This window comes from Litorilinea aerophila (assembly GCF_006569185.2).
In the GTDB taxonomy this organism is placed as follows: domain Bacteria; phylum Chloroflexota; class Anaerolineae; order Caldilineales; family Caldilineaceae; genus Litorilinea; species Litorilinea aerophila.
Genome location: NZ_VIGC02000010.1, coordinates 122,105 through 133,915 on the forward strand (window position 1 = coordinate 122,105; position 11,811 = coordinate 133,915).

At 61.4% G+C, this 11,811-nt stretch carries 7 protein-coding genes; 4 read left to right on the forward strand and 3 right to left on the reverse strand.

Annotated features, from left to right (window positions below; all coding sequences use genetic code 11):
* Positions 1-22: 22 nt before the first annotated feature.
* The gene (locus FKZ61_RS09695; protein ID WP_141609910.1) at positions 23-910 is read left to right on the forward strand and encodes a dihydrodipicolinate synthase family protein; all 888 of its coding nucleotides are present in this window, start codon (positions 23-25) and stop codon (positions 908-910) included.
* Between the two features lie 35 nt (positions 911-945).
* On the forward strand, positions 946-2,160 hold the full coding sequence (locus tag FKZ61_RS09700; protein WP_141609911.1) for a hypothetical protein: 1,215 nt from the start codon (positions 946-948) through the stop codon (positions 2,158-2,160).
* Here FKZ61_RS09700 and FKZ61_RS09705 read toward each other — a convergent pair.
* The 3 genes from FKZ61_RS09705 to FKZ61_RS09715 all read right to left on the reverse strand — a co-directional run bounded on the left by FKZ61_RS09705 (position 2,157) and on the right by FKZ61_RS09715 (position 8,241).
* On the reverse strand, positions 2,157-4,259 hold the full coding sequence (locus FKZ61_RS09705; protein WP_141609912.1) for a chloride channel protein: 2,103 nt from the start codon (positions 4,257-4,259) through the stop codon (positions 2,157-2,159). The two genes, FKZ61_RS09700 and FKZ61_RS09705, sit on opposite strands and share 4 nt — an antisense overlap.
* A 218-nt stretch (positions 4,260-4,477) precedes the next feature.
* The gene (locus FKZ61_RS09710; protein ID WP_141609913.1) at positions 4,478-5,197 is read right to left on the reverse strand and encodes an NUDIX hydrolase; all 720 of its coding nucleotides are present in this window, start codon (positions 5,195-5,197) and stop codon (positions 4,478-4,480) included.
* A 125-nt stretch (positions 5,198-5,322) separates the two neighbouring features.
* On the reverse strand, positions 5,323-8,241 hold the full coding sequence (locus tag FKZ61_RS09715) for an ABC transporter permease (protein WP_141609914.1): 2,919 nt from the start codon (positions 8,239-8,241) through the stop codon (positions 5,323-5,325).
* A gap of 528 nt (positions 8,242-8,769) precedes the next feature.
* Here FKZ61_RS09715 and FKZ61_RS09720 point away from each other — a divergent pair.
* Both FKZ61_RS09720 and FKZ61_RS09725 read left to right on the forward strand, forming a co-directional pair.
* On the forward strand, positions 8,770-10,641 hold the full coding sequence (locus FKZ61_RS09720) for an ABC transporter substrate-binding protein (protein ID WP_170199517.1): 1,872 nt from the start codon (positions 8,770-8,772) through the stop codon (positions 10,639-10,641).
* Positions 10,642-10,790: 149 nt separating this feature from the next.
* Positions 10,791-11,801, forward strand: a complete 1,011-nt coding sequence (locus FKZ61_RS09725; RefSeq protein WP_141609916.1) for an ABC transporter permease — start codon at positions 10,791-10,793, stop codon at positions 11,799-11,801.
* Positions 11,802-11,811: the final 10 nt, after the last annotated feature.

Sequence of the window (11,811 nt, forward strand, 5' to 3'; positions counted from 1 at the left end):
TAGAAAGCAGAGGGACAGAACCATGCCACAACTGACCGGTATCATTCCGCCCATGGTGACGCCGTTTCGGCCCGATGAAGCGGTGGACGAGGAGGCCCTCCGGGCGGACGTCAACTATCTGGTGGAGCAGGCCCATGTCCACGGCCTGGTGGTGGGCGGCAGCACCGGCGAGGGCCATACCCTCTCCACGGACGAACTGCGGACGGTTGTCGGGACGGCTGTGGAGGCCGCGGCAGGACGAGTGCCGGTTATCGCCGGCGTCATCGTGGACAGCACCCGCCAGGCGGTGGAACGGGCCCGGGCCCTGGCTGACCTGGGCGCGGTCGCCCTCCAGGTGACCCCGGTGCACTACCTCTTCCCACCCGACGACGACGGCATGTTGCGCCACTTCAGCGCCATTGCCGACGCCAGCGGCCTGCCCGTCCTCATCTACAATGTGGTCCCGTGGTCCTACTGCTCCCCCGCCCTGCTGACCCGGATCATCACCGAGGTGGATGGCGTCATCGGCGTGAAGCAGAGCGCGGGGGATATGAAGCTGCTGGCCGACCTCCTCCTCTTGCTGGATGGGCGGGGGCTGGTCCACTCGGCCGTGGATGCCCTGCTCTACCCCTCGTTCATGCTGGGGGCGGACGGCGCCATCGCCGCGCTGCTCACCGCGGCACCCACCCTGTGCGTGCAGCTCTGGGATGCAGTGCGCCAGGGGGACCATGCCACCGCTCTGGATCTGCACCGCAGGCTGCTGACCGTGTGGAATGCCCTGGAAGGCCCCAACCTGCCGGCCAACGTCAAGACAGCCATGGCGCTCCAGGGGCGGGACGGCGGCGCGGTGCGGGCGCCCATGGCGGCCAGCTCCCCGTCCCAGACGGAGGCGATCCGCCGTGCCCTGACAGCCGCCGGGCTGATCGGCTGACGGTGGCCGGTTTCCAGGCACCCTGCTGAACCATCATGGCACGCCGTTCTGAGTGGACCTGGGCCGCAGCCCTCTTCGCTGCGGCCTTTGCCCTCTACTGGGGGACGGCCCTGCTGGCGGGCAGCACCCATTCCCCCGACGTGGCCTATTTCGACCATCTGGCCGCAGCCTTCCTGGAGGGCCGTCTCTACCTGCCCCATCCTCCTGCCGTCCACGATCTCACGCCCTACCAGGGGCGGTGGTATGTGCCTTTCCCGCCCCTGCCCGCGCTCTTGCTGTTGCCGTGGGTGGCCTGGCGGGGGGTGGCCGGCACCAGCACCGTCCTATTTTCGTCTCTGATGGGTGCGGCCAACGTGGCGCTGGTCTACCTGCTGTTGACCGGCCTGTCCGCCCGGGGATGGAGCCGGCTGGGGCTGAGGGACAACCTGTGGCTCACGGTGCTCTTCGGCCTGGGCAGCGTCCACTGGTACATGGCGCCCATCGGCTCCGTCTGGTTCGTGGCCCAGATTTGCACTGTGACCTTCGTGGCCCTGGCCGTGTGGCTGGCCGTGACCACCAACTCCCCCTGGGCGGCCGGCACGGCCCTGGCCATGGCCATGCTCGCCCGGCCCAACGTGGCCTTCACCTGGGTGCTGTTGGTGGGCATCGCCGCCCAACAGCTGGGCGAGGGTTGGCGTACTCGTCCGGGCGTGGGTCGCCTGGTGGGGTGGGGGGTGGCGGCCGGGCTGCCCATGGCCATCGCGGTGGGCGGCCTGTTGGGGTACAATCTGGCCCGGTTTGGTTCCCCGTGGGATTTCGGCTACGCCACGGAAAACGTGGCCGAGCGGCTGGCGCCGGATCTGCACACCTACGGCCAGTTCAACCTGCGCTACCTGGGGCGCAACTTTTGGGCCATGTGGCTGGCCCTGCCCGAGTGGAGCTGGCGTCACAACCTGCCCCTGCCCAATCCCGAAGGCATGAGCCTCCTGTTGACGACCCCGGCCCTGGTCTACCTGGCGCGGGCACGCTCCCGGACGCCGCTGGTGCTGGGGGCGTGGGGCGCCTTCCTGTTGCTGATGGTGCCCCTGCTCCTCTACTACAACACGGGTTGGTACCAGTTCGGCTACCGCTTCAGCCTGGATTTCATGGTGCCGGTGATGGTCCTGCTGGCTGTGGCCGCCGGTGAGCGGGTTTCGCCGTGGATGCGCGGCCTGATCCTGGCCGGCGTGCTGGTCAACCTGGCCGGCGTGCTCTGGTGGTTTTTCCGCTAGGGGACCGGCTGGGCGGATGGTGCCTTCTTCTGCAGGCACTGGCGCAGGGCCTCCGCGTCGCTGCTGCGGGTGAAGGCGGTGATGCGGTCTCCGGGCTGGAAGACGTTGTGGCCGTGGGGGATGAGCATCTTTCCCTGGCGGCGGATGGAGACCAGGATGCACTCCCGGGGCAGGCTGGCCGCCACCTCCTGGACCGTCTTGCCCACCACCGGGCTGTCGGCGTCCAGGGTGATGTCCACGAACTCGGTGCCGTCGATGTTGCGCAGCTGCATCCGTTTGGCCCGATGCTGGAGCTCGGCCCGGCGGGCCAGGGCCAGGTTGTAGGCCCGGATGATGTCCGACCGGCGGATCAGCCCCACCAGCCGGTCCGGATCGCGGGGATCCACCACGGGCAGGCGGCCCAGGCCCCGGGTGCCCATGCGGGCCAGGGCTTCGCCGATGCTCTCGTCCGGCGTGGCCACCAACAACTGGGCCCGGGGTACGCCGATCTCGGCCACGGTGGTGCGGCGGGGACGGTTGTCGGCAATGGCCTGCTCCAGGTCGGTGATGGTGACGATGCCCCACAGCTTCCCGTTCTCGTCCAATACCGGGTAGCCATGGTTGCGGGTGCGGCTGAACATGTCCGACAGCTCGGTCAGGGTCATGTCCTTGGGCACGGTGTTCACCTCCTGGCTCATCACCTCGCCCACCGTCACGTTCTGGAGGATGTCTACATCGCGTCCCCGCTGCAGGCTGATTCCCCGCAGCTTCAGCTTGAGGGTGTAGATGGACTCGCTGAAGAGGTGCTCGGCCAGGAGGGTGGCCAGCACGGTGGTCATCATCAGGGGGAAGATGAGTTTGTAGTCCCCCGACATTTCAAAGACGATGAGGACGGCCGTGATGGGCGCCCGGGCCGCGGCCGCGAAAACGGCCGCCATGCCCACGATGGCGTAGGCGCCGGGGTTGGCTGCCACCTGGGGCCAGAGGCTGTTGGCCGTGTTGCCCACCATGCCGCCCAGGATGGCCCCCATGAAGAGGCTGGGCGCGAAGACGCCGCCGGAGTTGCCCGAGCCCAGGGTCCAGCAAGTGGCCAGGAGCTTGAGCACCAGCAGGGCCGCCAGCAGCCCCAGGCTCATGTTAAAGTTCTCGGCGATGGTCTCCCCGATGAGCTCCAGGCCAGGGCCCAGAACCTGGCGGCCCGGCAAGAGCAGCGCGGTCAGCCCGGTGAGCGCCAGCCCCACCGAAGTCTTCACCGGCAAGGGGGCCTGCCATCGGTCGAAGAACGCCTCGGTCCGATACAGCAGGCGGATGAAGGCCACCGCCACCAGGGCCGCCAGGATGCCCAACAGGACGTAGATGGGCAGTTCCAGGACGTGGTTCATGGGGTAGGCGGGGACCAGGAAGGCCGGCCGGTCGCCCAGGAAGTGTCGGCTGATGATGCCGGCGGACACGGCGCTGATCACCACCGCGCCGAAGTAGTGAACGGTGAAGCTGCCCAGGATGACTTCCATGGCAAAGATGGTGCCGGCGATGGGCGCGTTGAAGGTGGCCGCGATGCCCGCCGCGGAGCCACAGGCCACCAGGGTACGGACCCGGTCGTCGGAGAAGCGCAGGAGCTGGCCCACCGTGGAGCCCAGGGCCGCGCCCACCTGCACGATGGGGCCCTCCCGGCCGGCGGAACCGCCTGCACCGATGGTCAGGGACGAAGCCAGCACCTTCACAATCGCGACTGGAGGGCGGATACGTCCACCCCGCATGGCGATGGCTTCCATCACTTCCGGCACGCCGTGCCCCTTGGCTTCTCGGGCCCAGCGGTCGATCATGAAGCCCACGATGGCGCCGGCCACGGCCATGAAGCCCAGGATCCCCACCACATCGCCCACCTGCCCCCGGGTCCAGCGGGCTAGCTGGCCGATCTGACCCAGGAGCCAGATGAAGAGCACCGCGCCCAGGCCGGTGCCGGCCCCGACCAGCACCGCCGTGCTGCTGACGATGACATCCTCGGGCACGCGCCAGCGTTCCAGCAGCGTGCTGATGGCGAATCGGATCCGTTCGATTTGATTCCGGTCCGGCCGTGGGGTGGCCACGGCGGAAGCCTGAACTCGTTTGTCCTGTACCATGAAAGCTGAACCTGGTCTCTATTTTTGGGCAGCATGTGGGCACCAGCAGGCTGTCTGTCACACTGGCGCTGCAACAATGGCCCATGGCCCGGCACTGGCTGCCGGGGGTAGCAGAGCCCGGCGTAAATCGGCCAGGGAATTCGGACGTGGTGCGTGGTGCGTGTACCAGTTTATACTACCTCTGGTGGAAGCCATTGGCGAATTTCTGCCGGGATTTACTAGGGGAAACGCCGGCGGGCCTGTTCCAGTTCGATGGCTTTGGCCGTAAAGCGGTAGAGCTTGGCCGGCCGATGATCCCCTTCCCGCAGGTTGCCTGTCTCCTCCAGCACGTCAGCCGCCAGCATCTTGCGCCGGAAGTTGCGTTTGTCCAGGGGTTCGTTCAACACGGTCTCGTAGACCTTCTGCAGCTCGGACAGGGTGAACTCCTCCGGGAGCAGGAGAAAGCCCAGCGCGGTCCATTCCAGTTTCCAGCGCAGCCGCTGCACGGCATACTCGATGATGCGCCGATGGTCGAAGGCCAGGGGGGGCAGGTTGTAGACGCTCCACCAGCGGGCCTCCCGCGCGTCCGACTGACCCCGCACCTGGAGGCGGGCAGCCTGGTCGGCGCTGAGGAGGGCGAAATAGGCCACGGTGATGACCCGGGTGCGGGGATCCCGGTCCGGCTGGCCGAAGGTGTAGAGCTGCTCCAGGTAGACGTCGGTGATGTTGGTCTCTTCCCGCAGCTCCCGGAGGGCGGCCGCCTCCAGGTCTTCATCCATCTCCACAAAGCCGCCGGGCAGGGCCCACATGTGCTCGAACGGAGGATGGTTGCGCTGGATCAACAGGACCTGGAGCTGGTTGTCTTTGAAGGTGAACAGAATGATGTCCACCGTGACGGCAGGACGGGGAAATTCGTAACAGTAGGGCCGGGGACGTTCCGTACCAGTCGTCGATGTCACCTTCTGCCTCAAGGAGCTGTCAATGGCCAAAAATTCGACGGGAAAATCCGACTTTGTTATGGTAAACAGGCCCGCGCCATTTGTCAAACAGGGAGCGGCGGGCGGGTACGTCTTGGGTCAGGCCATCAGGCCTGGTGGCCCAGCCGCAGGGCCTCGAACAGGCGACGGTAGAAGGCCGATGAGATGATGAGCACCTCCAGCACCACCATGACGCCGGCGAAGGTGAGGGCCATGGGCAGGATCTGCTCGTCTGCAATCACCGGCAGCAGGGGGGGCAGGGGTGTACCTGGCCCGCTGCTGGAGACCCGGAAGAGGGGGACGAAGAGCTGGGCCGCCAGCCGCCCACAGAAAACCCCCGCCGCCGCGCCGTACAGGGTCAGCACGGCATACTCCATCACCACCTGGGCTACGATTTGAATCCGCCGCAGGCCCACGGCCCGCAGAACGGAAAACTGGAAGAGGCGTTCGTGGAGGGAGGCGTAGCTGTAGGTCAACAACCCCAGGGCCGCCATGGCAGCTGCCGCCAGAAAGCTCACCGTCAGGGTGCCAAAGACGCCCACCCGCTCCATCTGGGCCTGCTCCTCGGCCAGGATGGCCTGGGTGTCCTGCACGTTCACCGCCTCGATGCCGGTGGTGGGGATGGCTTCCCGGACGGCCTGCCCGTTGACGCCCGGTGCCAGGCGCAACCAGATGTTGTGGGGCATGCCCACGCCGAAGAAGGAGAAGATGTACTCCAGGTTCCCCACCACCGTCACCGTGTCCTCGTAGACCGTGGGGAAGTATTCGTAGGTCCCCACCACCGTGAACTGGGTGTTGACGCTGGCGCCGAAATCCGGGATCACCAGGATGCTCACCTTGTCGCCGATCTGGAGGGTGTTCTCTTCCAGGAAGCGTTGGGAGACCAGGATGCCGTCCGGCACCAGGGCCAAGCGGTTCATCAGGCTGCCCAGGGATTCCCGGGCGAAATCGTTGCGGAACCAGGCCACCTGGGGAAACTTGACCCGGTCCAGGCCCAGGAAGCGGGCCTCGATGCCGCCGCTGCGGGTAGCCAGGCGAATCTCGGCCGGGTAATCGCCCACCCGGGTGGCCGCCACCACCCCTGGCAGCGCGGCGAACTCATCGTCCGGAGGAATCCAGTCTGCGCCGCCGCCCGGCGTGGCCGAGATGGCCTCACTCTCCAGGTACGGCGTGAAGGTCAGGTCCGCGCCCACCCGGTAGTAGACCCGGTCCACCAGCCACTGGTCCATGCTGGCGGCCATGGAGAGGGTATAGACCCCCAGGGCCAGGGAGACGATCACCAACAGGAGGGGGTTGATGTAGTTCTGGCTCTGGCGGCCCAGTTGCCGCAGGGCCAGGTAGCCGGTGAACGAGGGCAGGAAGGCAGCCGCCCGATCCAACAGGGCCATGAAGAGGGGGAAGAGGCGCATCACCAACAGGGACAGGACCACGATAAACAGGGCCGGCACCAGGATCAGGAGGGGATCCTGGTAGAGATCCTCCGGGCGGTCCTGGATCAGGGCGCCCAGAGAGCCCCGGTTCAACAGTTGCTGGTAGGCGTACAGGGTGGGCAGGATCAGCAGCAGATCCAGGAAATTGCGATACCAGAAGGGGCCCCGGGATGGCCGCGCATGCTCCCGCTGTTGGGAGACCACTGTTTCCTTGCTGGCCGCGGCCACCGTCCACAGCTTGGCCACCAGGACCACGCCCAGGGTGGCCAGGGTCAAGGGCAGGTTGAGGCCGTGGAGGGAGACGGGCAGAGGCGGCCGTGGGCTAAAGGAGAGGAAGCTTTCCGCGTATCCCATGAGCCGGGCCACCAACACCCCGAACAGCAGGCCCAGGGGGCAGCCGATGAGAAACAGGAGGCTCCCCTCGATCAGGGTGTAGTTGAGGATGCTCAGCCTGGGAATGCCCCGGCTGAGGAGGATGGCCGTCTCCCGCCGCTGCCAGTAGGCGATAACGGCCGAAGTCAACACCAGAAAATAGATGAGAAAGCCCAGCGCGGGCACGTTGAAACCCAGCAGCAGGGTGGTCAGGGCCGTCTGCCGGCCGACAAACTTCTCCAGGGAGACGGTGGGCGCAGTCAGCCGGGCGTCGGGCAGGTATTTCTGGATGATGATGGCCGCCCGCTCAAAGCCCTCCTTGTACTGGCGGGCCTGGGCCGGCTGGGCCCGGTGTTCATCCAACACCACGTGCCAGGTGGCCGTGCGCACCTTGACCGCCAGGTAGGGCTCCACGTGGCTGATGTAGTCGTTGCGGCGGACCAGGAGCTTGGTGCGCAGGGTCTGGTCCGGGTCGTTGGTCCAGTAGGCATCCTTGGGGTCCAGGGATTGCCAGAAGCCCCGGACCACGATGGGCAGGTTGCCTTCGGCGCTGCTGGCATGAAGTTCGAAGGGGTCATCTAGCTGGACGCCCAGGCGCTCGGCCAGGCTCTGGTGCATCCAGACCTCCAGCCGCGGGCCGGAGGCGCCGTCGTCCAGGGGCGCGCCCTCCACGGCAATGTGATCCTGGACATCCTGGAGGTAGATGACGCTGACATCCTCCAGGGCCCGGCTGCCGGCGTACTGGCTATCCGCCGGCGGGCGCAGCTCCATGACGCCGCTGTCGGCCAGCAGGGTCATCCGGGCCACCGGCAGACCCACTTCGCCTGCGAGGGTATCGCCCACGTGGCCGCCCAGGGTTTCGGCCCGTTCCAGGGTGAGGGGGACGCTGGTGCTGGAGGCGGCGAAGACCCGCGCGGAGAAGGGTGGGCGTTGGGTGATGCGGCTGTACTCGTCCAGCTCCCGGCGCATCATCACCGTGTCCACTGCCTGGGCGAAGAAGGCGGCGCTGGTCACCAGGCCCACAGCCAGGATCACACCGATGAGGGCCAGCAAGCTCAGGCCGGAATAGTAGCGCAGGCGAAAGACGGCCAGCTCGGCCAGGCCCAGGAGTCGGTGTATCGGCCGCAGGAGGCGCGATGACTGGCCGAAGGAGCGCCAGTGGTCGAGCCGTTCCTGGAACGACGGTGAGGAAGCAGACGGAGGAGCGCTGGTGGTCGAACTCATGAATCCATGTCCCCAAGATTTGGCCAATATTTCGAGCGTTTGACAGGCTGGGATGTTCTATTCTATACTCAACTTACCTGTTCAACAACTTCTCACCCAAATTCATTTTGAAGCCCTGCACTCATTTTCCGGTCATCATCGGTTCACTTGCCTGGATGGTAGGGGCGTACTTCTATCATGAGAAGCGCCTGGACAGTTGAAGAGCAGGGACAGCCTGTATTCAACCGATATGCTGTGCCTCTCATCTGGCCGGTTCTGGTGCATCAGTATATCGTTGACATTTGACAATCGGCAACTTCTGCCGCAACATAGAGAGGCAACTGGATTGCCCGACCGCGCCCCCCAGCGCGGTAGTGGACTGCCCACCCAATGTTTGGCTCTAGCTGTACCTGACCGAAACCGAAAATGACTCCCCGGATTCTGGCTCGAACCGGTGACTTCCGGGGGGCACGGCGGGGTCAGCCCGTGGCAGGGCCAGATGTTTCATTACCAAATCTACCCAATGTTGTAGACTCAGGAGGTCAATCCATGACGAAGCAAGCGTCCGAGAAGCGGACCGAGAAGTCGCGCACCGACATGAACCGTCGGGACTTTCTGCGCTTGAGTGGTCTGGCCACGGCTGGCGTGATTGCGGCAGCCTGTGGCGGTGGGCAGACGGCTGCCCCGGCCGCGGCCCCCAGCGGGGGTGAGGCAGCCGGGGGGGCCGCGGCGCCGGCCGAGGGCGCTGCCCAAAGGCTCAAAGATGTTCCTCGAGAGCGGACTTTGATAGTAATGTGGGCTGGCACTGATGGCCAATTTACCGATGTTGGTTTGGCGAATGGTTATGCGACTGGAAGTAAGAATGGGCATCGGGCCGTACTAGGTGCATTTGAACCTCTTTTTTACTATTCAGCCTTCGCTGATGAAGTGATTCCGTGGTTGGCAACCGACGCTCAGTATAATGACGATTATACTGAGTTAACTGTCAAGATTCGCGAAGGTGTCGAATGGAGTGATGGTACGCCGTTTACTGCTAATGATGTGGCCTTTACACTCCAGATGTTGAAGGATAATGAGCCGTTTTTGCGTGATTCAACAGCGATCAAGGCATGGGTTGAATCCACGGAGGTAGTAGATGATCTTACTGTAGTCATCAAATTTTATGAACCACGTCCACGGTTCTTGTTTGATAAGCTATACGGCAAATTCGACACCGGCATCTGGTGGGTCCCTGCCCACATCTTTAAAGATGTCGATGAGATCCAAGGCTTTGGGTTTTACGACTTAGAAAAGGGGTGGCCGGTCGTTACAGGTCCTTATAATGTTGTGGACTGGACTCCTCAACAACAGACTATGGATCGGAGGGACGACTGGTGGGCTGCCAAAATTGGTTTTGCTGAGCTCCCGGAGATTGAGCGCATCATTGTCATACCGTGGACTAGCGAAGAACGGGCTTCTCAGCTTATGATTTTGAACGAGATTGATTCAAGTTTGGATTTGCGAGCAACGACAATTTCCCAGGTTGTAGCTCAAAATCCGGCAGTGATCACGCATACGGGACGAGAATTGCCGTATGGGTATATTGACTGGTGGCCAACTTCCTTCTGGTTCAATTGTGATGAGCCGCCCTTTAATGATCCGAATGTTCGGTGGGCTGTGAGCTACACTATTGATCGACAGCAGATGTTAGATGTGGCTCTGGAAGGATCCGGGATCCTCACAGAGCTACCGTTTCCATATTATCCTCCTTTGATGCCCTATATCGAGGCCACCAAGCCCTTACTCGAGCAGTATCCGACGAATGAGCACAACTTGGATAAAGCTGCAGAACGAATGCGGGCGGCAGGCTACGAAAAGGATTCTGAGGGCTTCTGGGTCAAAGATGGCCAGCGAGTTGAAGCTTCTATTGTTGGTGGTGCCATTTTTAACGACATTGGACCAGTTTTAGCTGAGCAACTTCGTCGCGGTGGCTTCGAAGCTGAATACATAACTCCTGCAGATGCTGGCACACGTCGTTCAGATGGTACCGCTAAGATCAGCCTCTTTGGTCATGGCGGCAGTATTGCGGATCCCTTTGATACTCTAGATATGTACACTAGTAAATACTATCGGCCGACCGGTGAACCAGCACAATTTTTCTCGCGATACCGCAATCCTGAATATGATGCTATCTTGGAGGAGATGGCGTCTATGAGGCCCGATCCCGACGATCCGCAATATATGGATCTGTATTTGGCGGCCATCGAAATCTACCTTCGTGATCTCATTGACTGCCCCATTCAGCAATGGCTCCATCGGATCCCTATGAATACTACCTATTGGACCAACTGGCCGACCCAAGACAATAACTATGTTAACGGGGCGTTCTGGCATCAAACAGTTGGTCTGATACTCCATAACCTGAAGGCTACGCAGGCCTAAGTTGAAGTCCTCAACTGTGATTTCCCTCTTGTGGCATAGGGTTCCCCCTATGCCACAAGAGGGAAGCTCAATTGTTCGAATGAGTCGGCTAATTTGTTAAAAACCTTGAGAACATTGGTTAGACACCTGACAATATTGAGCAAACTACAATGAGATACTCATGGTCTTTTGTACTTAGAAGGTTTGGGCAACTGCTTCTTGTGGTTTGGGCAGCGGCAACGTTAAATTTCTTCATTCCTAAGTTAACTCCCCGCAATCCACTTCGTGAAAAATTGTTAGCGGAGGCAACCCGTAGTGGTTATATTGCACCTGGTTTTGAAGAGATGGTGCAAGCTTACGAGACTAAGTTTGGGTTAGATCGTCCATTATGGCAACAATATCTTACTTATTTAGGGGATGTTGTACGGGGTGACTTAGGCTATTCCATCGCCAATTACCCCAAAACTGTTTGGGAGCTTATTCTTGAAGGATTACCCTGGACAATAGGATTACTGTTAACTACTACTTTGCTAGCCTTTCTAATCGGCTCCTTGCTAGGAGCTTTAATGGCATGGCCCAAAGCATCCCATTGGTTTAGATATATTTTGCCCTCTTTACTGATCTTCGGAGCCATTCCGGCGTACGTTATTGCACTTACCTTGATTTACTTTGTTGCATTTCGCTGGAAGCTAGTTCCACTGGGCGGAGGCTATAGTATTGGCTCGACCCCAAGTTTGACAATGTCATTCATTCTTGATGTTTTGCACCATTCAATTCTACCAGCACTGGCTTTAGTATTAGCTGGGGCAGGTGGATGGGCTATAGGTATGCGTGGGATGATGGTAACAGTCCAAGGAGAAGATTATATGACTTTTGCAGAAGCTAAAGGGTTAAAAGAGTGGCGATTGTTTTTGAAATATGGTGTGCGTAATGCTTTATTACCTCAAGTAACAAGTCTTGCACTTGCCCTTAGCTTTATCGTGTCCGGTTCCGTCCTGGTGGAGTTAGTGATGGGATATCCGGGTTTAGGGACGTTATTAGCCCGTTCTATTAACCAGCTCGATTACTTTATGATTTATGGCATAGTCTTTGTGATCGTGGTTGCTATTGCTGTGACGATGTTTATCATGGATATGATTTATCCTCTGTTAGATCCACGCATCTCATACGAGCGGCATTGAGTTAGTTGGA

Excerpts from the sequence above, each read along its gene's own strand:
- FKZ61_RS09695 (WP_141609910.1), top strand. The coding sequence starts at position 23 with ATGCCACAACTGACCGGTATCATTCCGCCCATGGTGACGCCGTTTCGG.
- FKZ61_RS09700 (WP_141609911.1), top strand. The coding sequence starts at position 946 with ATGGCACGCCGTTCTGAGTGGACCTGGGCCGCAGCCCTCTTCGCTGCG.
- FKZ61_RS09705 (WP_141609912.1), bottom strand. The coding sequence starts at position 4,259 with ATGGTACAGGACAAACGAGTTCAGGCTTCCGCCGTGGCCACCCCACGG.
- FKZ61_RS09715 (WP_141609914.1), bottom strand. The coding sequence starts at position 8,241 with ATGAGTTCGACCACCAGCGCTCCTCCGTCTGCTTCCTCACCGTCGTTC.
- FKZ61_RS09720 (WP_170199517.1), top strand. The coding sequence starts at position 8,770 with ATGACGAAGCAAGCGTCCGAGAAGCGGACCGAGAAGTCGCGCACCGAC.
- FKZ61_RS09725 (WP_141609916.1), top strand. The coding sequence starts at position 10,791 with ATGAGATACTCATGGTCTTTTGTACTTAGAAGGTTTGGGCAACTGCTT.